The organism is Nonomuraea sp. NPDC050451 (assembly GCF_044458585.1).
The window spans coordinates 75,729-96,971 of record NZ_JBITHZ010000016.1 but is presented as its reverse complement, the minus strand read 5'-3'; the positions used below and the strand labels follow the sequence as shown (position 1 = coordinate 96,971).

The following is a 21,243-nucleotide window of genomic DNA, read 5'->3' as shown; positions in this document are numbered from 1 at the left end:
CTCCCGTAGAAGAGGATTATGACCCCTTAATCGGGATGAATCCGTCCGCCGTTTCCGGGACGTTATCCGCGGGGCCCTGCCCTGGCCCGCGATGGCCGCTGAGCCAGGGCAGGGAGCATCCGTGCTATCCGACGGTGACCGTGGCTTTGGCGGCGACGGTCGTGCCCGCCACCTGACCGTTCACCGTGAACGTGCCCGGCTGGGCGTACTTGTCAGGGCTGATCGCCTCCCAGGTGACCTCGACCGAGCTGTCCTTCGACCCGTCGTTGTACGTCGCCACGACGGTCCTGGGCAGCGAGGGAGCGACCCCGGCCCGGGTGGCGACGGCCTCCTCGGCGATCGAGGTGATCGTCACCGCCGAGGTCGTGCGGACGTACACGGTGGCCTGGGCGGGCTGGCGCACGCCCTCGGCCAGGCCGACGACCGTGAAGCTGGTGCCGCCGGTCTTGACCTGGTCGGCCGTCACCTGCTGCCAGGTGACGGCGGCCGAGCTGCGGGTGCCGTCCGCGTAGAGGGTCTCCACGGTGGCGGGCAGCTTCGGCAGCGTGCCGGCCAGGGTGGGGACGTGCACGGGGCGCACGGAGTCCGGCGGGACCTCGTACACCTTGACCTCCAGCAGGCCGACCGACGCCCCGCCGGCCTCGAGCTGGACGCGCAGCTTCGAGGTCGTCACGGTGTCGAACGCGACCGTGTTGTAGGCGTCCACCGCCTTCGGGTAGGAGGCGACGCCGGTGACGTCCTCGAACGAGTCGCCGTCCCAGTACTGGATCTTCCACGAGGCGGGGACGCGCACGCCGCCGCCGTCGTCGAAGAAGTACACGTCGCTCTTGTTGACCCGCACCGCCGACGGCCATTCGAGCTGCACCCACTGCGTGCCCTGCTGCGGCCAGGTGCCCCAGCGCGGGTTGGCGCCGTCGTTGGAGCGCGGCGGGTCGATGCCGTCGTTGATCGCGGTGACCTTCTCCCACGGCGAGGTGTAGGACGCGGTGGGCGTGGCCTTGGGCGCCACGTTCACCTGCGCGGCCTGGGGCGTCGCGGTGACGGTCACGGTCATGGAGGTGCTCTTCTCACCGTCCGTGGCCGTGAGCTTCAGCCGGTACGCCCCCTCCTCGGAGAACGAGACCACCGTGTCGGTGCCCGTCGGGTTGGTGAAGAACGCCTCACCGGGCCCGTCGACCTTGGCCCACTGGGTCGTGAGCCTGCCCGACGGCAACCCGTCGTCCTTGACCACCGCGTCGAGCCTGGCCTGGCCCGGGCGGGTGAACGTGGAGTCGGGCACGACCACCACGGACGGCGCCTTGTTGACGACCGAGCCGGAGCCGGCGCCCGTCAGGTACGCCTGCACCTCCTTCAGGCCCGTCGCGTAGCCGGGCTGGTGCGTGACCAGGACCCGCAGCTTCTGCGTCGTGACGGCCGGGAAGCGGACCACGTTGAGGTTCGCCCGTGGATAGACCGGCTTCCTGGCCAGGCTCGGCACGTCCTTCCAGGTGCCGCCGTCCTGGTACTGCACCGTGTAGAAGGCGGGCTCGCGGTAGCCGCCCGCCTTGCGGTCGTTGTAGAAGTACAGCTTGACCTGGTCGACCTTCTGGGCCGAGCCGAGGTCCGCCTCCAGCCAGTCCTGAGCGTTGCCGGAGCCCTTGCTGCCCCAGTACGGCTCGTTGATCGTGAAGCCGTCCACCGCGCCGGCCGGGTCGCCGTGCGAGGCGGTGACGGACTTGACCAGGTTCGGGCGGGTGGAGCGCAGGTCCACGCCGGCCTTCTGGAACAGGTCCTCGACGCGGTCGCCCTTCAGCGCGACCTGGGCGGGGGCCTTCATCGAGGCGGCCTTCTCGGCGTGGACCACCTGGCCGCCCTCGACCTTGCCCGTGGCCGGGTCCCAGACGGCGTGCGCCAGCCCCGACAGGGTGACCTTGCGCTTGCCGTCGATCAGGATCGAGTACCCCTCGGGCACCCCGGCGTAGTGCTTGGTGCCGTCGCCCGGCTTGTCCCAGACGATGGTCAGGTCACTGCCCCGGTAGTTGACGCCGTTGACGCTGAAGTGGTCCCAGCCGATGTCCACCGGCCAGAGCTCGACCTTGCCGTCCGAGCGCGGGCGCAGGCCCATGACGTCCTCGATGACGGTCCAGTTGCTGCTGCCCAGGATCGTGTGGTGGATCCAGGAGCGGTAGCCGATGGTCTTGGTCGAGGGGTTCCAGTCGGCCCAGAACTCGTTGGCGTCGGGGTAGCGGGTGTCGCCGCCGACGTACTGCGACCAGGCGTTCCAGTACAGGAGCTGCTTGTACTGGTCGGCGGTGATGTACGGCGAGGTGTACTCCCGCAGCGCCTTGGAGAACAGCGCGAAGTTCCGGGTGGAGTTGATCTGCGAGAAGTTGTTGGAGCCGGGGTTACCCGCTGCCGCGGCCTCCGCCTTGTCCTTCTGGTTGGCGGTGTACGCCGGGAAGATCGGATATTCCGCGGGGTCGGTCCACAGGCGCAGCGCCTCCCGGTACTTCGGGTCGTCCGTCGGCACGAGCCCGGTGGCGTACGGGATGTAGTTGTTGGACTCCTTCCACGGGATCAGGTTGCCCGTCTGGAGGTCGCGGTGCTTGAACAGCTTGTTCTGCTCGTCCCAGAGCAGCGTGAGGATGCCGTTCTTGACCTTGTCGGCCACGCCGCCCATCTCGGCCGCCTTGGCCGGGTCGCCGGTCAGCTCGTACGCCTGCGCCGCCGCCATCGCGTTGGCGTACACGTACGCGCCTTCGAGCCGCTCGTTCGCCCGCCCGTAGTAGTGGAACGACACCGCGTCGGCGTCGTTGCCGGTCATGTACTCGCGCTCGTACTCGATGATCCCGTTCTTGTTGGAGTCGTAGGCGTTGAGCTGCCCGTACACGTCCTTCTCGGCGTAGCGGGCCAGGTTGCGCAGGATCGACGGCTGGCCGCCGTGGATCTGGTAGCTCTCCAGGGCCGCGGCCGAGATGTACTGCGTGTAGCTGTTCGACCAGTTCTCGGGGTCGCCCGGGTTGTCCGAGTACTTCGAGTTGCGCGAGACCTCGCCCGCCGACACCCAGGGCCCGTACGAGTAGATCGGGTCCCGCAGGTACTTCAGGTCCTGCACGAACATCGGCACGGTCAGCACGATCGCGTTGTTGTAGCCCAGCGCCCCCTCGACCGACGTGGGGAACTGGAAGTCGTTCCCGGGGATGTCGGCGTCGAGGAAGTTGAAGCGCATGAGCCACCAGCGGTAGTACACGAACTTCTTGATGTTCTCGTCGGGCACGTCGATGTAGGGCAGGTTCTCGGCCCACCAGGCGTTGTAGTCCTGGAGCTGGCGGCGCAGCGCCTTCTCGGGCGAGCGCCCCTTGTAGCCGTCGTACTCGGCCCGCGACCCGGGCAGTTCGTCGGTGACGAAGCCCATCTGCACCTTGGTCCGCACGGTCTTGCCCGGCTCGACCGTCAGCGAGCCCTTGAGCGTGCCGTCGGAGACCTTCAGCCCGTCGCCGCTGAGCCGGGGGAAGATCGTGGTCAGCTTGTTCTTGGACCAGACGGTCCCGGTCAGCTCACGGTCGCCGTCGGGCGTCCTGGTGTAGGGCGAGGTCACGGTGATCGGCACGGAACGCGCTGCGGACCCGGTGTTGGTGATCTCCAGCGTCGTCACGGCCACGTTCTCGTGGGTGATGAACTTCTTCACCCCGACCGACAGGCCGTCGCCGGTGTACTGCCCGGTCCAGTGGCTGGGCATCTGCAGGCGCTCGGAGACGTCCTCGGTGAGCTGGGTCCCCAGCGAGACCTCGTACGCGCCGCGGTTGTCGATGCTCTCCCAATACGCCACGAACCCACCGAAGCCGATGACCGAGGGATCGTGCTCCTTCATGAACAGCGCCCGCCCGCGCGTCATCAACCACGGACCCGCCGGATCGTCACCGGGGCGGGCCAGCATGCGGTCGATCCAGTACGAGTCGCCGCCCTTCTCCTTCTTGTAGATCTCCTCCATCATCTTGCGGGGGTGGTACGCCACGGGTTCGGCGGGCACCGGGTCTGCGCCCGTGAACACCGGCATCCCCAGGTCGTCCTGGGCGGCGTACGAAGGTGACGCGGCAAGCGTAGCTGTGAGCGCTAACACAGCTAAGCACACCAACGGTTTACGCACTTGCCTCTCCTAGATCGGTAGCCAGACACGCATGGTCGCGGGGCCGCGGTTGCCCCACCGGTGGTAGGGCACGAGCCGGAGCCTGACGTCGGCGCCGCCCGACTGCCCGTCGGAGGCGGGCGCGTACGGCCAGCCGTTGCCGTCGCCGGCGCCCAGCGACGCCTCCACCTCCAGCGCCACCACGCCGTCCGCCTCGTGGTGCTCCACGGGCGGCCGGACCCGCGCGGTCAGGTCGCCCAGCGGCGGCTCGTCGGCCACCGACTCGGCGCAGTAGACGAGCGGTCCCCGCTCCACCGCCGCGCTCCCCCGCAGCGCGTCGATCCGCCGGTCGGGGAACGTCCACCTGGGCGCCATCGGCAGCTCCAGCCGGATCTCGTCACCGGCCCGCCACGGCCCCTCGACGTAGGCGTAACCGGGATCGACCGGGCGTACCGCCGGGCTCTCCGCCAGCGGCGCCTCCGGCGAGGAGGCCGGGACGTGGGCGAGCGTGGCGTCCGTGGCCCAGGCGGGGACGCGCAGCCCGATCCGGCCCTCGCCGCCCTCCAGCACGCGCACGCTCACCGAGCCGGTCCACGGGTAGCCGGTCTCCACGCGCACCGCCAGGCCGTTGTGCCGGATCTCCGACGGCGTGTGGTGGTGGATCTGGATGCCGTCGGCCGACGACGTGGCGAGGTAGCCGGGCAGCGAGGCCAGTGTGCGGGCGATGTTGTGCGGGCAGCAGGACACGTCGAACCAGGGCGAGCGCAGCCCGCCCTCGGCGGCGTGGTTGACCCCTTCCAGCGGCACCGCGGGGACCCGCACCTGGAGCGGGTTGGCGTAGAAGAACGACTTGCCGTCCAGCGCCACACCCGTGGCGAGCATGTTGTACATGGTCCGCTCGGCCAGGTCGGCATAGCGGACGTCGCCGGTTGCCAGCAGCAGCCGATGCGCCAGCATGATGGAGGCGATGCTCGCGCAGGTCTCGTTGTAGGCCCGGTCCGGCGGCAGCTCGTAGTCCTCGCCGAACGACTCGTCGATGTGCCGCGAGCCCATGCCGCCGGTGAGGTGCGTGCGGCGGGCGATCGTGCGCTCCCACTGCGCCTCGACCGCCTTCAGCAGTTCCTGGTCGCCGGTTTCGACGGCCACGTCGACCACGCCGGAGGCGAGGTAGAGCGCGCGCACCGCGTGCCCCCGGAACACCTGCGCCTGCCGGGCCGGCATGTCGTCCTGGTAGTAGGCGCGGCCGAAGGGGATGTCGGCGAGCGCGGGCAGGCCGCGCCGCTCCACGAAGCGCCGGGCCATCTCCAGGTACCGCTCGACCCCGGTCACGCGGTAGAGCTCGACGAGCGCCATCTCGATCACGGGGTGCCCGCAGGTCTCGGTGCCCTCCATGAAGCGGCGGCAGACGTGGTCGGCGGCCCGTACCGCCACCTGGGCCAGCCGGTCCTCTCCGTGCATGCGGAGCCGGGCGACCCCTGCCTGGATCAGGTGGCCGTAGCAGTAGAGCTCGTGGCCCCACTCGAAGTCGGTGTAGCGGCTGCCGGACCAGCGGGTGTTGATGTAGCCGTCGCCCTCCTGCGCCTGGGCCACGGTCTCGGCCAGCGCGGGGAGCCCCGGGTGGTCGGCCCAGGCCATGGCCTCCAGCAGCTTGTAGGTCTCGGAGTCGCTGAATTCCCGGCCCCTGCGGGGACGCACTCCCCGGAAGTTGGGAATCCAGCCTTCGCGTTCCTCCCATTCCACGCAGTGGGCGATGGTCACCTCACGGTTGAGCGCGGCCCGGTCGCCCCAGAAGCCGGGGAGCAGCCGTACCGCGTCGAGGCCGAGGGGGGACAGTGCGCCCGATGAGGGCAGGACAGGGTTAGCCACGCAGAGCTCCTGACATGAATCCGCGCACGTAGTGGCGCTGCAGCACGATGAAGAGGATGAGACAGGGGAAGGCCATGACCATGACGCCGGCCTGGAGCATGCCGTAGTCGATGGCGCCGAACGTCTGCTGCGTCATGCTGACCACGGCCACCGGCAGGGTGAACGACGCGCCGTCGTTGAGCAGGATGAGCGGGGCGAAGAAGTCGTTCCACGACGCCAGGAAGGCGAACAGGCCCACCGTGATCAGCGCGGGCCGCACGGCGTGCAGCAGGATCCTGGCGAACGCCCTGAACGTGCCGCACCCGTCCACCAGCGCGGCCTCCTCCAGCTCTCGCGGCAGCGCCTCGAACGCGTTGCGCATCATGAACAGCGCGAACGGCAGCTGGAACATGACGAACACCAGCGAGAGCCCGACCAGGGAGTTCTGCAGGCCGAGGTAGCCGAGCAGCACGTAGAGCGGGATCAGGATCGTCGCGTACGGCACCATGAGGATCGCCAGCGTGGCCAGGAACAGCAGGTTCTTGCCCGGGAAGTCGAAGCGGGCGAAGCCGTAGCCGCCGAGCGCGGAGACGATCAGCGTGCCGGCCACCGTCATCACCGACACCAGCACGCTGTTGGTCGCGTACGTGCCGAGCCCCTCGCCGAAGCGGGCCATCTCCAGGTAGTTGGACGGCTCCTCAAAGGAGGCGTAGCCGCTCCACACCAGGGGGAACAGGAACAGCACCGCCAGGGCGGACAGCGTGAGGTAACGGCTCATCGCAGCCTCCGCATCATCAGCGTGTTGAGCCCGACGAGGGCGACCAGCAGGACGACCGAGAGCGCCGCCGCGCCGCCGAGGTCGAAGCGGAAGAAGGCGTCGCGGTAGACGACCATGACCATCGAGACCGTGCTGTTGTCGGGGCCGCCGTTGGTGAAGACGAAGAACTGGTCGAAGGCCAGCAGCGAGCCGGTGACGCTGAGGATCAGCATCAGCGCCAGCGTCGGGCGCAGCAGCGGGAGGGTGATCTTGGTGAAGATCTGCCAGCGGTTCGCGCCGTCGCTCCTCGCGGCCTCGTACACCTCGGTCGGGATGGCCTGCAGGCCGGTCAGCAGGATGAGCATGTTGAACCCGGCGAAGCGCCACAGCACCAGCGTGATCGTGGAGAACAGCGCCATGTTCGGCGTGCCGATCCACTTGACCGGCTCGCTGGTGATGTGCAGCGCCTGGAGCAAGGGGTCGATGGGGCCGAAGTCGTTGTTCAGCATCCCGTAGAACAGCAGACCGGCGGCGGCGAAGCCCACGGCGCCGGGCAGGAAGAACGCGGTCCTGAAGAAGCCGATGCCCGGCTTGCGGTCCTGCACCAGCATGGCGAGACCGAGCGCCACGGCCGACAGCAGGACGGTCGTGATGGCCGTGTACTTGAGCGTGAAGAGGATCGCGTCGATGAAGAGCGGGTTGTCGCCGATCTTGAGGTAGTTGTCGGGGGCGTTGAACGTGGCCTGGCCGAGCAGGGGCCAGCGGTTCAGCGACATCCAGACGACCAGCACGAGGGGCGCGATGAAGAGCACGCCCACGATGACGGCCGTCGGAGCCGTGTACAGCCAGCCCTGTACCTTCCTGCTCCGCCACCGGGCGGAAGGCGCGGAGTGCGCCGCCCGCCGCCCGGTTCGGTTCATCGTCAGAGTCATTGTTGAAGAGACTTCGTGATCTCGGCGTTGAGCTGTGGGAGCTTCGAGGCGTCACCGAACACGGCTTCGCGCGCGAAGCGCAGCCAGGGACCCTGCGGGTCGTTGAAGGTCTGGCCGAAGCGCAGCGCGTACGGCGTCTGGCCCTTGGCCACCAGCGAGTTGATCATCACCACGCGCGGGTCCTCCGCGGAGTACTTGTTGCTGGCCAGGTCGGTACGCGCGAGCACGTCCTTGTTCTTGGCCATGACCTCGACCTGGGCCTCGTCGGAGACCGTCCAGGACAGGAAGTCCCAGGCCGCGTCCGGGTTCTTGGACGTGGCGGAGATGCCGACGGAGTCGCCGCCCACGAACGTGGACTCGCCGCCGTCGGGGCCGGAGATCGGGGCGACGCCGATCTTCATGTCCTTGGGCATGAGACCGAGCGTGGTGGACGGCATCGGCATGACGCCGATCTCGCCCTTGGGGAAGAAACCGGTCCAGGTCGGGCCCTGCTCCTCCTTGGCGGTCGGCCCCGTGACCTTCTTGTCGTACAGGTCGCGCCAGATCTTGAACACGTCGGTCATCGCGGCCTGGTCGTTGAGCGACTGGGTGCCCTCGGCGTTCATGACCTGGCCGCCGGCGGCCCAGACGGAGGGCCAGAACGTGAAGACGTAGCAGCCGCCGCAGTTGCCGCCGAAGAAGGTGCCGTGGACCTTGCCGTCCTTGCCGAGCTTCTCCTGGATCGCGGTCGCCTGCTGGGCGAACTCCTTCAGCGACTTCGGCCCCTGCTCCGGGTCGAGCCCGGCCTTCGAGTAGAGGTCCTTGTTCCAGAACCAGACCGACAGGTCGAGCGTGTGCGGGAGCGTGTACATCTTCCCGTCGAGCGTGCCGAGCTTCATGTGCGAGGGGGCCAGGCCCGCCTTGAACGGCAGCTTCCCGACCCGGTCCGTGATGTCCATGAACAGACCCTGAGAGGTGTAGTTCGGGACGAAGATGACGTCGGCCGCGAACACGTCGGGGAGCTGCTTGGCACCGGCCGCCGCTGCGATGCGCGGCTGGTAGTTGTCGGTCGGGATGACGGTGAGCTTGACCTGGATGTTCTTGTGACTGCTGTTGTAGGCCTTGACCAGCCGCTCGCTCTGCGTCTGGGTGGCCGCACGGGTCCACATGGTGATCGTCACGGGACTCTCCGCCGACGGCGTGCTGCCCCCACCACCACCGCCGCCGCTGCCGCAGGCCGCCGCTGTGAGCGCTAACACACCGAGGAGGGAGATCCCGGCCAGCCTTCGTCTCATGTTGTGCTCCTGGACTTAAAGGTTTTCGGAAACGTAGAAGAAACAAGAGTCCATGTCAATGGGTGCTAGGGTTCTATGCAGTTCACAGGTGACGAAAAGGGTTTCGAAACATGGCGAGTAAGCGGGCGACCATCTCCGATGTGGCCTCGCTGGCGGGGGTCTCGATCGCCACGGCGTCCAAAGCACTCAACGGGCGCCAGGACGTGCGGGCCGCGACGCGCGAGCGGGTGCTCGCCGCCGCGGCGGAGCTCTCCTTCCAGCCGAACGCCCTGGCCAGGGGGCTGATCTCAGGACAGACGCGCACGGTCGGCCTGCTGACCTCCGACAGCGTCGGCCGGTTCGGCATCCCGGTGCTCCTCGGGGCGGAGGACGCGTTCGGGGCCGGCGAGATGGCCGTGCTGCTCTGCGACGCGCGCGGCGATGCGATCAGGGAGCAGCACCACGTGCGGGCGCTGCTGTCGCGCCGGGTGGACGGGCTGATCGTGGTGGGCGAGAGCACGAGCCCGCGGCCGTCGGTGAGCAAGGACCTGCCGGTGCCGGTCGTGTACGCCTATGGCCCCTCGGAGGACCCGTCGGACGTGTCCTTCGTGCCGGACGACGTCGGCGCGGCCGCCATGGCCGTCAACCACCTGCTGGCGATGGGCCGGCGCAGGATCGCCCACATCACGGGGCCCACGCACTACAAGGCGTCACGCGACCGCGAGGAGGGCCTGCGCCAGGCGCTCGCGGAGGCGGGGCTGCCGCAGGCCGGGCAGACGCTGTCGGGTCCGTGGTCGCAGCGATGGGGGCGGCACGCGGCCGAGATGCTGCTGATGGCCGAGCCGGAGGTCGACGCGGTGTTCTGCGGCAGCGACCAGATCGCGGCCGGTTTCGTCGAGACGGCCAGGGAACGCGGGCGGCGGGTGCCGGAGGACATCGCGGTGGTCGGCTACGACAACTGGGAGGTGCTGTCCACGGAGACCCGGCCCGCCCTGACCACCGTGGACATGAACCTGGAGCAGCTGGGGCGCACCGCGGCCCAGCACCTGTTCGCCGCCATCGACGGGAAGGCGACGCCCGGGGTGCACAGGATGCCCTGCCAGCTCGTGATCCGCGACTCCACCTCCCCGCCGGGGCTCTCCTGAGGCGGCCCGTCAGGGACAGCGGACGATCATGCCCGCGTACGACAGGTTCCCCCCGAACCCGAACAGCAGCATCGGCGCCCCGCGCCGAACCTCACCCCGCTCCAGCAGCTTGGACAGCGCCAGCGGCACGCTCGCGGCCGAGGTGTTCCCCGACTCCACCACGTCGCGGGCCACGATCGCGTTGACCGCGCCGAGCTTGGCCGCGACGGGCTCGATGATGCGCAGGTTCGCCTGGTGGAGGACCACCGCCGCCAGGTCCTCCGGCCGTACGCCGCCGCGCTCGCACGCCCTCCTGGCGATGTCGGGGAGCTGGGTGGTGGCCCAGCGGTAGACGGTCTGGCCGTCCTGGGAGAAGCGGGTCGGGGTGCCCTCGATGCGTACGGCGGTGCCCAGCTCCGGCGCGGAGCCCCACACCACGGGGCCGATCTCGGCCTCCGGTGCCGCGCTGATCACGGCCGCTCCCGCCCCGTCGCCGGTCAGCACGCACGTGGTCCGGTCGGTCCAGTCGGTGACGGCCGTCATCTTGTCCGCCCCCACGACCAGGGCGTTCGTGGCGGCGCCGGCGCGGATGGCGTGGTCGGCCACGGCCAGGGCGTGGGTGAAGCCGGAGCACGACACGCCGACGTCCATCAGCCCCGCGCTGGGCACGCCGAGCCGGGCGGCGACGCGGGAGGCGATGTTCGGGGCGCGCTCGGTCTGGGTGCAGGTGGCGATCAGGAGCAGGTCGATGTCGGCGGCGTCCAGGCCGCTCGCGGCCAGGGCCTTCGCGGCGGCGTGCCGGGCGAGGTCGGTCACGGTCTCGTCGGGCTCGGCGACGTGCCGGGTACGGATGCCGACCCGCTTGGTTATCCACTCGTCGCTGGTGTCCACCATGGCCGCCAGCTCATCATTTGTCAGGATTTTTGCTGGTTGATAGTGACCTGTGGCGACAAGTCGTGATCCCGTCATGAGGCCGGACTATAGCAAGCGAACGTTCGGACGCTAAACTACCCGCATGAGTCCCCGCAGATCCGTCGCCGAGGCCCTCGGCACGCGTGCGGCCATCCTGGAGCATTCGGTCGCCATCGCCTCCGCGGAGGGGCTGGAAGGGCTGACCATCGGCCGCCTCGCCGGCGAGCTGGGCATGAGCAAGTCAGGCGTGCTCGGGCACTTCGGCTCCAAGGAGACGCTGCAGCTCGCCGTCCTCGACCGGGCCGGGGAGATCTTCCGCGCCGAGGTCTGGGAGCCCGCCCGTCCCGCCGCACCGGGGCTGACCCGCCTGCGGGTGCTGTGCGAGGCGTGGATCTCGTACCTGGAGCGCGGGGTCTTCCCCGGCGGGTGCTTCTTCGTGGCCGCGGCCCACGAGTTCGACGGCCGGCCGGGGCCGGTGCGGGACGCGGTGGAGACCAGGTTCGACGCCTGGCGCGGACGGCTGCGCAAGGAGGCCGGGCGCGCGGTCGACGCGGGCGAGCTGCCCGCGGGGACGGATCCGGATCAGCTCGCGTTCGAGCTGCTCGGCGCGGTCATGGCCCTGAACCACGCCCTCCAGCTCCACCACGACCCAGCGGCCCCCTCCCGAGCCCGCCACGCCGTCCAGACCCGCCTCACCCCCTGACCCAGCAGCCACCCAGCCCGGACCCCACCACTCAGCCCTCACTGCCGAGCGCGCTCTCTCGGCTGTCGCTCCCACCACCACGGCCCGGGACGCGGGCGCGCAGGCGTACCCAGGGCATGCGAAAACTCGGGCGCGGCGGATGCGGCGCCCGAGCTCGGGTTCCAGACGTCAGTTGTCGGTCGACAGCTGCTCGAAGAGGGCCAGGGCCGCCTCCCGGACCTCTTCCGGGGAGACCCCGTCCAGCGTCTTCCGGGCATCTGAGATGTCGCGAGTGGTGGCGAGCGTGATGGCCACGGACGAGGCTGCGGCGTGGTCGATCGATCCCGTCGGGGCGGCGTCCGCCAGTTCCTGGGCGCTCGCGGCGAGGTCGAGGTTGTCTCTCAACGGATCTCCTCGGATGAAGACGGCTCGGCCCATTGCATCATTTGGCATCATGCCGCATCCACCATTCGGTGAATTCACGACACCGGCCGTCGGGCACAAACCTGATCACCCATAGATTACTGTACGTTTTGTCGGGATATGTCGTGACCCCCTGGATGACGCTGACGTCGTCGGTCACGCTCACCGGGTGCCACTCGAACGCAGCCTCACCAGGCTTGTCCTGCCGCCCGAGCCACTGCGAGACGATGCCGTCCCGCCCCTGCCACGGATAGCTGTACGGCTCGGTGTAGTAGACGGCGTCCTCGGTGAACAGCGCGGCAATGTCGTCGGGATCGTTGGAGTTCCAGGCACGTACGTACCCCTCGATCCATGGGCCCGGCTCGACCATTGCTACCCCCTCAGCGGGTCATACCGCCCGCCTACCCGCTTGACCAGCCGTTAAGCCCCGTGCATGCGTGCCGGACCTGGTCACGGTTCGTCTGATTTCTCATCTCGTTTAGGTATAGGGGTACTCAGGCGCTCTCCTGCGTACTCCGTCAGTGTGGAGCCGGGGGGAGTGATGACGGCTCCGGGACGTGCCGCGAAGGAGGGGACGGCACGTGCCGCGGGTCGGGACGCGCGGTCTGCCAGCCGCCCGCCCCCGCCCGCGGCACGCGCCGAGGCCGCCGCTACACCGAGTGAGCGGGGCCGGTGCTGCCGCGCGGCGTGAGCACGGCCGCCTGGTCCTCGTACGGGGGCACGCTCTCGCCCGCGATCAGCGCGAGCAGCCGCTGGGCGGCGTGCGCCCCGTACGCGGGGATGTCGCGGGTGAGCGCGGTCAGCGGCGGCCGGACGACCTGTGACAGCGGCGAGTCGTCCCAGGCCACGATGGACAGGTCGCGCGGCACCTCGACCCGCATCTCCTGCGCGACGGACATGCCCGCCACGGCCATGATGTCGTTGTCGTAGATGATCGCCGTGGGCCGGTTGGGCGAGCTGAGCAGCCGCCGGGTGGCCCTGGCGCCCTCCTCGCCGGTGTAGTCGGTGTGCACGGTCACGTGCTCGGCCACGCCCTCGCACGCCTGCTCGAACGCCTGGTCGCGGACGGTCGTGTGGACCAGCTCCGGCAGCCCCGCCACCCGCGCGACGCGGCGGTGGCCCAGCGCCACCAGGTAGCCGACGGTCTCGCGCACGGCCTCGCCGTCGTCGGACCAGACCGCCGACAGCGAGCCGGACTCGGTGGGATGTCCGATGACGACGACCGGCATGCCCAGCCGCTCCAGCTCGACCACTCTGGAGTCCGAATAGTGCAGGTCCACCAGGAACACGCCGTCGATGCGGCTCTCGCCCCACCAGCGCCGGTAGACCTCGCTCTCCTGCTCATGGCTCGTGACGACCTGGAGCAGCAGCGCGTAAGAGCGGTCGGCGAGCACGCCCTCGATGCCGCTGATCAGCTCCATGAAGAACGGCTCGACGCCCAGGATGCGGGCGGGGCGGCAGAGCGCGAGGCCCACGCAGTTGGCCCTGGCGCCGTTGAGCGCCCGTGCCGCGCTGTTGGGCCGCCAGCCGATCTCCTCGGCGATGGCGACGATCCTGGCCCGCGTCGCGTCCGATACACCCGGTTGCCCGTTGAGCGCGTAGGAGACCGCCACTTTGGACACTCCCGCCCGGCTGGCGATGTCGGCGATCGTGGGTCGCTTCACGGGCTCCCTCTCTGAACCGGATAACCCTCATACTCTAGGCCACCCCATTCGGTAAGGGAATTAACCGCTTAAGCCACGTGCCAGGGTTTGGCGTCCTCGGTCTCCTTGGCGACCCCGGCCACGCGCAGCGCGTACGTCGGCCGCTCCGCCCCCGGCACCGGCCCCAGGTACGTGTGCCCGGTCAGATGACACCAGGCCGGCAGGTCGACGGGCGCGGCGGGATCGGTGGCGATGAGGTGGATCACCGCTCCGGGACCGGCCTGGCGCACGTGACCGCGCAGTTCGATGAGCAGCTGCACGCAGAGCTTGCCGCTGCCGTCCACCACGAGATCAGGCATAACTACAAGGAAACCACCGCCTGGCCCCCGGTCCGTCACGAACCGCGCAGGTGGCCCAGCAGCTTCTCGACCTCCCGCGCGTAGTGCTCGGCGAACTCCGCGGACGCCGGATCGTATCCCCAGACCGCCTGGACGAGCTGCGGGAACGCGATGCCCGCCGCCGCCATCGAGAACAGCGCCACCAGCATCGCCGCCGGGTCGAGGTCCGCGGGGAACTCCCCGTCCCGCTGGCGCTCGCGCAGGAGCTCAAGATCCCGGCGTACGTCCTCGACGAAGGAAGGGTCGGGCGGCCCGTCGTCGGTGAGACTCTGCCAGAGCATCAGCCGGCCGTAGTCGCGGCGGGCGGCGTTGGCCCGCACGTATTCGGCGGCGAGCGCGCCGATCGAGGCCGACCGGTCGGCGAACCCGCTCTCCTCAGCCTGCCAGCGCGCGGTCAGGGCCTGGTAGAGGCCCTCCTTTCCGCCGAAATAGTACGAAATCAGCTGCTTGTTGACCCCGGCCCTGGTGGCGATCTCGCTGACCCGTGCCCCCGCGAACCCCTTAGCCGCGAACTCCTCCAGCGCCGCCTGCAGGATGCGGGCCTTCGTGCGCTCGGGGTCGCGCTGCTTCTCCTCGGGTGCTCGTCTCATGATTCCCACCCTATCATCCATCTGGATGGTTGACAGAATCATCCGAATGGATGATAGTCGAGCCATGACACAGAACATCGCGATCATCGGTGGCGGCATCGGCGGGCTCTGCCTGGCCCAGGGGCTGCGCAAGGCAGGGCTCGACGTGACCGTCTACGAGCGGGACAGGACCCCGGCCGACCGGCTGCAGGGCTACCGCGTGCACATCGACCCGAACGGCGCCCGCGCCCTGCACGACTGCCTGCCCGCCCATCTGTGGCAGGCGTTCCTCGACACGACCGGGCGGGGCGGCCAGGACTTCGGCTTCCTCACGGAGCGGCTGAAGCGGCTCGCGCTGATCGAGACGCAGGAGGTGGCCGACCCGGCCGACGACCACCACTCGGTCAGCCGCATCACGCTCAGGCAGGTGCTGCTGTCGGGGCTCGACGACGTCGTACGGTTCGGGAAGACGTACGAGAGGTACGAGCGGCTCCCCGACGGACGGGTCGAGCTGTTCTTCGCGGACGGCACGAGCGCGACCGCGGACATCGTGGTCGCCGCCGACGGCGGGAACTCGCGGGTGCGCAGGCAGTACCTGCCGCACGCCGAGCGGGTGGACACGGGGATCACGACGGTGGCCGGCAAGTTCCCGCTCACCGCCGAGACCAGGAAGCTCGTGGCGCGGCGGCTGCTCGACGGGCCGAACAGCGTCATCCCGCCCAGCGGCATGGGGTTCTTCACCGCGCCGCACGACCTGGGCGACGGGGTGGCGTACGGCGAGTTCGGGGTGACGGAGCAGGAGGGGGCGCTGATGGACAACTCCAGCAGCTACGTACTGTGGGCGTTCGGCGCGGCCGGCACCCGCTTCCCCACCAACATTTCCGAAATGTCGGGCGAGCAGCTCAAGGCCACCGTGGCGCGAATGGTCGAGTCGTGGCACCCGGACCTGCGCACCGTGGTCGACCGGTCCGACCCCGACACGATCACGCTGCTGCCGATCCGCACCTCGATCCCGATCGACCCCTGGCCCGCCACGAACATCACCCTGCTCGGCGACGCCATCCACAGCATGACGCCGATGCGCGGCATCGGCGCGAACACCGCGCTCCGCGACGCGCGCCTGCTCTGCGCCGCCCTCACCTCCGGCGGCGACCCTGTCGACGCCATCGCGGGCTATGAGGCCCAGATGCGCGAGTACGGCTTCGGCGCCGTCCGCGACTCGCTGCGCGCGGCCGAGCAGTTCATCGGCGGCAGCCGGGTGAGCCGGATGGGGTTCAAGACCTTCCTCCGGCTGGTCCAGCGCTTCCCCCCGCTGAAGGCCAAGGTGTTCTCCTGATCCGGCCTGTTGCGCGGGAGGAGCCGGGCGAAGAGTGTGGAGGCATGCCAGGCGTCGACACGATGGACGGCCTCCTGCTGGCGGTCGCGGAGTTCGATCCGGACGCGTACGAGCTGCCCGTCGAGTCGGCGGCGCTCGACCGGGCCAGGCGGTCGATCGACGCGTGCGGCCTGCTCCTCCTCGGCGAGGTGCACGGGGTCAGGGAGAACCCGCTCGTCATCCTCTGGCTCATGCGGCTGCTCGGACTGACCAGCCTGGCCCTGGAGTGGCCCGAGGACCTGAAGCCGCAGCTCCACCGCTACCTCACCGACGGGACCGGGCTGGACCATCCGCTGTGGTGGCTCGGCGACGGCCGCATCACCGCCGGCCACCTCGCGCTGCTGCGAGCCGTCCCGGGTCTGCGGATCACGTTGTTCGACGGGTGGATGCACGCGGGCGACTGGTCGCAGCGGGACGCCCTGATGGCGCAACGGGTGCTGGCGGCCCACGCCGAACCCGCGCTGGTCGTGGCCGGCAACGCCCACACCCTGACCTCCCCGACCGACCTGGGCCTGCCGATGGGAGCATGCCTGGCCAGCGCGCGACCGTCGTTGGAGAGCATCCGGATCGACTACGGGACGGGCAGCTTCTACAACTTCGAGCCCCGGCACATCCGCAAGCACCCGGCCAAGGCGGGGCTGGGGGTCGGGGAGGACGGGCTGGTGGTGGGCCTCCCCGAGTTCACCGAAGCCACCGTCCCCCACCTCCCCGCCGACCTCCTCCACTCCCACCTCAACCCCTAACCCCCGCCCGACGTGCAGATGGCACGCACAGGAAACGGGACACAGGGTGCGAGCGCGGGGTACGGGCTGCGGACGCGGGATGCGGGGACGAGCGCGGGATGCGAGCGCGGGGCGGGGGCCCCAGGCGCGGGGTGACGAGAGGCGAGGCGCGAGGCGGGGCGCAGCCGCGAGGCGGGTGTGCGGTGGGCGCGGGGTGTGAGCGCCGGGGCGGGCGTAGGCGCCGGGCGCGGGTGGCGATAGCCGGGCCACCCCACCCCTCCCGTTCAAGGACCCCAGCCGAAGTACGGACGGCAACGGGCGTGTGAGCCGGGAGTGGAGGGTGGGCCGCCTCCTTCCTTCAAGGCCCCCGCCGAAGTACGGAGGAAGATGGGGCTGCGGTGGAAGGGTGCGTACTGTGGAGGCGGGGGAGGGTGGATGCGGGTCGGGATTCTGGGGCCGCTTCAGGTGGCGGGGTGCGCGGTCGGTGGTGCCCGGGTGCGGGCGCTGTTGGTGCGGCTGGCGCTCGACCCCGGACGCGTCGTGACCACGGACAGGCTGATCGACGACCTGTGGCCGGGTGAGGCGCCGGCGCATCCGATGGCGGCCCTGCAGTCGCTGGTGTCCAGGGCGCGCAGGGAGGCGCCGGGCGTGATCTCGTCCCATCCCGCTGGATATGTGCTGGATGTGCCGCCGGGTGAGGTGGACGCGTGGGCGTTCGAGCGGCTCGTACGGGCCGGTGACGTGCACCGGGCACTGGCGTTGTGGCGGGGTCCGGCGCTGGCGGACGCGGCCGATCTGCCCTTCGCCTCCGCCCCCGCGGCCCGCCTGGAGGAGCTGCGCCTGACCGCCCTGGCCACAAGGATCGCCACCGACCTGAGCACGACGATCGCCACCGATCTTGCCCCCGGCCCGAGCACAGCGACCGCCGAGACCCCGGCCCCCGCCCCGAGCGTGACGAGCACCGACGATCCAGCCCGCGGCTCGACCGGGACCACCGCCGACGACCCCACAGCCCGAGGGGCTGGGTTGGTGGCGGAGTTGGAGGGGTTGGTTGCCGCGCATCCCTTACGGGAGCCGTTCCACGCTCTCCTCATGCGCGCCCTCATCACCCAGAACAGGCGAGCCGAAGCGCTCGCGCTCTTCGAGCGGATCAAGGCGGCCCTGGCCGAGGAGCTGGGCGTCGACCCGGGGCCCGAGCTGCGGGAAGCCCAGCTGGAGGCGCTGCGGGACGCCGAGCCGAAGAGCAACCTGCCCGCCCGCCTCACGAGCTTCGTCGGCCGCTCGGAGGACATGTCCCGGCTAAAGGGACAGCTCGGCAGGGCCAGGCTGGTCACCCTCGTCGGGCCGGGCGGCGCGGGGAAGACGCGGCTGGCCGTGGAGGTGGCCGCGAGCCTGAACGTCCCGGACGGCGTGTGGCTGGTCGAGCTCGCCGCCGCCACCGGCGTACGGGCCGCTCTGGAGGGCACGCTCAAGACGACCGACCCGGTCAGGGCCCTGCGCGGCACCGCGCCCCTGATCGTGCTGGACAACTGCGAGCACGTGATCGAGGAGGCCGCCACGACGGCCCGCACGCTGCTGTCCGAGGTGGCGGGCCTGCGGATCCTCGCCACCAGCAGGGAGCCGCTCGACATCCCCGGCGAGACCCTGCACCACGTGCTGCCGCTGCCCGAGGAGAAGGCGGCCGAGCTGTTCGCGGAGCGGGCCGCCGCCGCCCGGCCCGACCTGCGGGTGGAACCAGAAAGAGCAGCGCGGATCTGCCGCGAGCTGGACGGCATCCCGCTGGCCATCGAGCTGGCCGCCGCGCGCCTGCGTACGATGCCGCTGTCCGTCCTGGTGCAGCAGCTCGGCGACCGGCTGGCCTTCCGCGGCGGCCGTACGTCGGAGCCGCGCCACCGCACCATGCGCGCGGTCATCGACTGGAGCTGGAACCTGCTCTCCGACCGCGAGCGCGAGCTGCTCCGGGGCCTGACGGTGTTCTCGGGCGGCGCCACGTACGAGGCGATCTCCCAGGTCTGCGGCGGCGACCTCGACCTGCTCTCCTCGCTGGTGGACAAGTCGCTCATCGCGGTCTCCGGCGAGCGCTACACGATGCTGGAGACCATCAGGCAGTACGCCGCCGCCGACCTCCCCGAGCTGCGCCAGGCCCACGCCCGCTACTACACCGAGCTGGCCGAGACCGCCGACCCGCACCTGCGGACCGGCGAGCAGCTCAAGTGGCTGGCCGTGCTGGACGCCGAGCAGGGCAACCTGGACGCGGCGCTGCGCCACTCCGACGACCCGCTCCGGGTGATCCTGCCGCGGCTCTGGCCGTGGATCATCCGGGGCCGGCATCGCGAGATCAGCGAGCAGGCCGCGTCGATGTTGCGAAGGGTGGGAGACACGCCGCCGCCGGGGCGGGAGCTGGCGCACGGGATCTGCCGGGTGCTGGCGGGGTTCGTGCCGACCGAGGCGGTGCTCGAGTCCGACCACCCCGCCGCCCTGAACTCGTGGGCGCTGGCCGGGGTCGGGACGCCCGCCGACGTGGTGAGCCTCACCGAGCGGCAGTCGGGGCGGCTGCGCGACCATCCCGACCTGTGGACGAGGTCGGCGGCGCTGCTGGCCATGGGCATCGTGCGGTTCGAGTACGGCGCGGTGACCGGGGCCGAGGACCTGCTGGAGCCGGCGGTCGACGGGTTCAGGGCCGTCGGGGACCGGTGGGGGCAGTGGGCCGGGCTCTTCTGGTTGTCGCTGGTCGCGGAGAACCGCGGGGACTTCGCCGCGGCGGTCGCCCTGGCCGAGGAGCCGGAGCGGCTGGCCGCCGAGCTGTCCGGGCTCGGCACGCCGCTCGGGCCGATGACGTTCCTGATCCGGGTCGGCCAGCTCAAAGGGCGGGCGGGCGATCATGCCGGAGCGGCCCGCGCGCTCGAACGGGCGTGGGAAGTGGCCGTACGGTCCGAGGACCAGGCGATCGTCGCCAGGGTCATGCACGCCAGGGCCGAGCTGGCCCGGCGCACCGGCCGGCCGGAGGAGGCCGCCCGGCTGCTGGAGGCGGCGCTGGCGCTCGACGTCGAGGTGTCAACCCAGCTCAGGGCGTACATGAACGTCGAGCTCGCCCGGGTCCGCGAGCCCCGCGAGCCGCTGCGCCGGGCCCTGGAGCTGATGGCCACGTGCTCCGACAGGACCGCGCGGGCGACCGTGCTGGAAGGGGTGGCCGAGCACCTGGAACCGGAGGCGGCGGCCGAGCTGCTCGGCGCCGCGCGGACGCTGCGCGGGATCGGGGAGTCCGCCGATCCCCACGTCAACGAGCTGGCCGCCAAGTGCCGGGCCGCGCTGGGCGAGCACGGCTACCGCTCGGCGTCGGCCAGGGGCTCGGCGATGCCGAACCCGGAGAGGTACGCGCTGAGGCCGCTCTCGTCCCCGTGATAGCCGATGTAGCCGTCTGGGCGGACGAGGATGACGCCCTTCTGGCCGTCGAGCGGCGGGAGCACTGGGAACGGATAGTCCGTCTGCGTGTCGGCCAGCAGCAGGAAGCCGGTGCCGCGCTGCTCGGCGAAGAGCGCGCCGAGGCGCTCGCCGCCGCGCTCGCCCACGGACAGCGCGCTGCCGAGGTAGGCCAGGCCGAGCTGGTTGGTGTCGTCGCCGCGCTTGTTGTCCTGCTCCCGGTACAGGCGGGTGCTGAGGCCCAGCACGTGCTCGGCCACCGCCATCCGCTCTTCCTCGTACGTGTCCAGCAGCGCCTCGGTGCCGACGGCCAGCTTCCAGCCCAGGTTGTAGGCGTCCTGCACGCCGGTGTTGAGCCCCTGCCCGCCCGCCGGCGTGTGCACGTGTGCCGCGTCGCCGACCAGGAACACCCGGCCGACCCGGAACCGGTCGGCCATGCGGATGTTGACGCGGTACTCGGACCGCCACAGGATCTCCTCGATCCGCACGTGCGGCGCGTGCTCGGCGACGAGCACGATCAGGTCGTCGTCACCGGTGTACGGGGCGACGAGCTGGAAGACGTCGGTGTTCGGCAGCGGGCAGATCGTGAAGTGGACCTTCTGCTCGGCCGGCGAGCCCCAGACGTGCCAGTGCTCGCGGTCCAGGTCGCCGGTCCTGATGTCGGCCAGCAGCATGCGCTCGCTCTCGAACGTGTCGCCGACGAAGCCGACGCCCAGCTGCTTGCGTACGACGCTGCGGCCGCCGTCCGCGCCCACCAGGTACGCGCAGTGGATCTGCTCGCCGCTGCCCAAGGTGACGGTCACGCCGTCGCCGTCCTGCTCGAAGCCGGTCACCTCGGCGCCGAACTCGACCTCGTGCCCCAGCTCGGCCAGCCGGTCGCGCAGGATCTGCTCGGTCCGCCACTGCGGCTGCATGATCAGGTTGGGGTACGGCACGTCGGCGGACGGCTCCCGGATCTCGTCCATCCGGCCCTCCCAGACCACCTGGTCGCCCTGGTAGCTGCGCAGGCTCGGGTACTCGCGGCCGGTGGCGAGGATCTCGTCGATGACGCCGAGGTCGTCGAAGACCGCTGCCATGCCCTCT

At 70.5% G+C, this 21,243-nt stretch carries 17 protein-coding genes; 5 read left to right on the top strand and 12 right to left on the bottom strand.

Annotation, left to right across the window (positions count from 1 at the left end; genetic code table 11):
• Positions 1-124 precede the first annotated feature (124 nt).
• The 5 genes from ACIBI9_RS38260 to ACIBI9_RS38240 all read right to left on the bottom strand — a co-directional run bounded on the left by ACIBI9_RS38260 (position 125) and on the right by ACIBI9_RS38240 (position 8,913).
• On the bottom strand, positions 125-4,030 hold the full coding sequence (locus tag ACIBI9_RS38260) for an Ig-like domain-containing protein (RefSeq protein WP_397229654.1): 3,906 nt from the start codon (positions 4,028-4,030) through the stop codon (positions 125-127).
• Between the two features lie 105 nt (positions 4,031-4,135).
• Entirely contained in the window at positions 4,136-5,971 is a 1,836-nt protein-coding gene (locus ACIBI9_RS38255; protein WP_397229652.1) for a glycoside hydrolase family 127 protein, read from the bottom strand.
• Positions 5,964-6,728: a carbohydrate ABC transporter permease gene (locus ACIBI9_RS38250; RefSeq protein WP_397229650.1), complete on the bottom strand. Its 765-nt coding sequence runs from the start codon at positions 6,726-6,728 to the stop codon at positions 5,964-5,966. The genes ACIBI9_RS38255 and ACIBI9_RS38250 overlap by 8 nt, the downstream gene beginning before the upstream one ends.
• Positions 6,725-7,627 (bottom strand): sugar ABC transporter permease, encoded by a 903-nt coding sequence (locus tag ACIBI9_RS38245; RefSeq protein ID WP_350738316.1) that lies wholly within the window; start codon positions 7,625-7,627, stop codon positions 6,725-6,727. Before ACIBI9_RS38245 ends, ACIBI9_RS38250 begins: the two co-directional genes overlap by 4 nt.
• Before the next feature lie 8 nt (positions 7,628-7,635).
• Positions 7,636-8,913: an ABC transporter substrate-binding protein gene (locus ACIBI9_RS38240; RefSeq protein ID WP_397229647.1), complete on the bottom strand. Its 1,278-nt coding sequence runs from the start codon at positions 8,911-8,913 to the stop codon at positions 7,636-7,638.
• A gap of 110 nt (positions 8,914-9,023) precedes the next feature.
• On the opposite strand from ACIBI9_RS38240, the gene ACIBI9_RS38235 reads away from it, so the two are divergent.
• Entirely contained in the window at positions 9,024-10,037 is a 1,014-nt protein-coding gene (locus ACIBI9_RS38235) for a LacI family DNA-binding transcriptional regulator (RefSeq protein WP_397229645.1), read from the top strand.
• A gap of 9 nt (positions 10,038-10,046) precedes the next feature.
• Here ACIBI9_RS38235 and ACIBI9_RS38230 read toward each other — a convergent pair whose 3' ends face one another.
• Complete coding sequence (locus ACIBI9_RS38230; protein ID WP_397229643.1) at positions 10,047-10,985, bottom strand: beta-ketoacyl-ACP synthase III; 939 nt, start codon at positions 10,983-10,985, stop codon at positions 10,047-10,049.
• A 46-nt stretch (positions 10,986-11,031) separates the two neighbouring features.
• On the opposite strand from ACIBI9_RS38230, the gene ACIBI9_RS38225 reads away from it, so the two are divergent.
• Positions 11,032-11,631 carry a TetR/AcrR family transcriptional regulator gene (locus ACIBI9_RS38225; protein ID WP_397229641.1) on the top strand — a complete coding sequence of 200 codons (600 nt, stop codon included), beginning with the start codon at positions 11,032-11,034 and terminating at the stop codon, positions 11,629-11,631.
• Positions 11,632-11,799: 168 nt separating this feature from the next.
• Here the strand turns inward: ACIBI9_RS38225 and ACIBI9_RS38220 are convergent, their stop codons facing one another.
• The 5 genes from ACIBI9_RS38220 to ACIBI9_RS38200 all read right to left on the bottom strand — a co-directional run bounded on the left by ACIBI9_RS38220 (position 11,800) and on the right by ACIBI9_RS38200 (position 14,664).
• Positions 11,800-12,015, bottom strand: a complete 216-nt coding sequence (locus ACIBI9_RS38220) for a hypothetical protein (protein WP_397229639.1) — start codon at positions 12,013-12,015, stop codon at positions 11,800-11,802.
• Between the two features lie 37 nt (positions 12,016-12,052).
• Positions 12,053-12,403: a nuclear transport factor 2 family protein gene (locus ACIBI9_RS38215; RefSeq protein WP_397229637.1), complete on the bottom strand. Its 351-nt coding sequence runs from the start codon at positions 12,401-12,403 to the stop codon at positions 12,053-12,055.
• A gap of 280 nt (positions 12,404-12,683) precedes the next feature.
• Entirely contained in the window at positions 12,684-13,697 is a 1,014-nt protein-coding gene (locus tag ACIBI9_RS38210; protein ID WP_397229635.1) for a LacI family DNA-binding transcriptional regulator, read from the bottom strand.
• 68 nt (positions 13,698-13,765) lie between these two features.
• A complete protein-coding gene (locus tag ACIBI9_RS38205) occupies positions 13,766-14,035 on the bottom strand; it encodes a sulfurtransferase TusA family protein (RefSeq protein ID WP_397229633.1) in 270 nt (89 codons plus the stop codon).
• A gap of 35 nt (positions 14,036-14,070) precedes the next feature.
• A complete protein-coding gene (locus tag ACIBI9_RS38200) occupies positions 14,071-14,664 on the bottom strand; it encodes a TetR/AcrR family transcriptional regulator (RefSeq protein ID WP_397229631.1) in 594 nt (197 codons plus the stop codon).
• Positions 14,665-14,728: 64 nt separating this feature from the next.
• Here ACIBI9_RS38200 and ACIBI9_RS38195 point away from each other — a divergent pair, with 64 nt between their 5' ends.
• The 3 genes from ACIBI9_RS38195 to ACIBI9_RS38185 all read left to right on the top strand — a co-directional run bounded on the left by ACIBI9_RS38195 (position 14,729) and on the right by ACIBI9_RS38185 (position 20,142).
• Positions 14,729-15,979 carry an FAD-dependent oxidoreductase gene (locus ACIBI9_RS38195; protein WP_397229629.1) on the top strand — a complete coding sequence of 417 codons (1,251 nt, stop codon included), beginning with the start codon at positions 14,729-14,731 and terminating at the stop codon, positions 15,977-15,979.
• 44 nt (positions 15,980-16,023) lie between these two features.
• Positions 16,024-16,761: a hypothetical protein gene (locus ACIBI9_RS38190; RefSeq protein WP_397229627.1), complete on the top strand. Its 738-nt coding sequence runs from the start codon at positions 16,024-16,026 to the stop codon at positions 16,759-16,761.
• A 414-nt stretch (positions 16,762-17,175) separates the two neighbouring features.
• A complete protein-coding gene (locus tag ACIBI9_RS38185) occupies positions 17,176-20,142 on the top strand; it encodes an AfsR/SARP family transcriptional regulator (protein ID WP_397229625.1) in 2,967 nt (988 codons plus the stop codon).
• Here the strand turns inward: ACIBI9_RS38185 and ACIBI9_RS38180 are convergent.
• A complete protein-coding gene (locus ACIBI9_RS38180) occupies positions 20,064-21,236 on the bottom strand; it encodes an FAD-dependent monooxygenase (RefSeq protein ID WP_397229623.1) in 1,173 nt (390 codons plus the stop codon). The two genes, ACIBI9_RS38185 and ACIBI9_RS38180, sit on opposite strands and share 79 nt — an antisense overlap.
• Between the last annotated feature and the right edge of the window lie 7 nt (positions 21,237-21,243).

Coding starts and splice junctions, on each gene's coding strand:
- ACIBI9_RS38250 (WP_397229650.1), bottom strand. CDS start 6,728: ATGAGCCGTTACCTCACGCTGTCCGCCCTGGCGGTGCTGTTCCTGTTC.
- ACIBI9_RS38245 (WP_350738316.1), bottom strand. CDS start 7,627: ATGAACCGAACCGGGCGGCGGGCGGCGCACTCCGCGCCTTCCGCCCGG.
- ACIBI9_RS38240 (WP_397229647.1), bottom strand. CDS start 8,913: ATGAGACGAAGGCTGGCCGGGATCTCCCTCCTCGGTGTGTTAGCGCTC.
- ACIBI9_RS38235 (WP_397229645.1), top strand. CDS start 9,024: ATGGCGAGTAAGCGGGCGACCATCTCCGATGTGGCCTCGCTGGCGGGG.
- ACIBI9_RS38230 (WP_397229643.1), bottom strand. CDS start 10,985: ATGACGGGATCACGACTTGTCGCCACAGGTCACTATCAACCAGCAAAA.
- ACIBI9_RS38225 (WP_397229641.1), top strand. CDS start 11,032: ATGAGTCCCCGCAGATCCGTCGCCGAGGCCCTCGGCACGCGTGCGGCC.
- ACIBI9_RS38215 (WP_397229637.1), bottom strand. CDS start 12,403: ATGGTCGAGCCGGGCCCATGGATCGAGGGGTACGTACGTGCCTGGAAC.
- ACIBI9_RS38205 (WP_397229633.1), bottom strand. CDS start 14,035: ATGCCTGATCTCGTGGTGGACGGCAGCGGCAAGCTCTGCGTGCAGCTG.
- ACIBI9_RS38200 (WP_397229631.1), bottom strand. CDS start 14,664: ATGAGACGAGCACCCGAGGAGAAGCAGCGCGACCCCGAGCGCACGAAG.
- ACIBI9_RS38195 (WP_397229629.1), top strand. CDS start 14,729: ATGACACAGAACATCGCGATCATCGGTGGCGGCATCGGCGGGCTCTGC.
- ACIBI9_RS38190 (WP_397229627.1), top strand. CDS start 16,024: ATGCCAGGCGTCGACACGATGGACGGCCTCCTGCTGGCGGTCGCGGAG.
- ACIBI9_RS38185 (WP_397229625.1), top strand. CDS start 17,176: ATGCGGGTCGGGATTCTGGGGCCGCTTCAGGTGGCGGGGTGCGCGGTC.
- ACIBI9_RS38180 (WP_397229623.1), bottom strand. CDS start 21,236: ATGGCAGCGGTCTTCGACGACCTCGGCGTCATCGACGAGATCCTCGCC.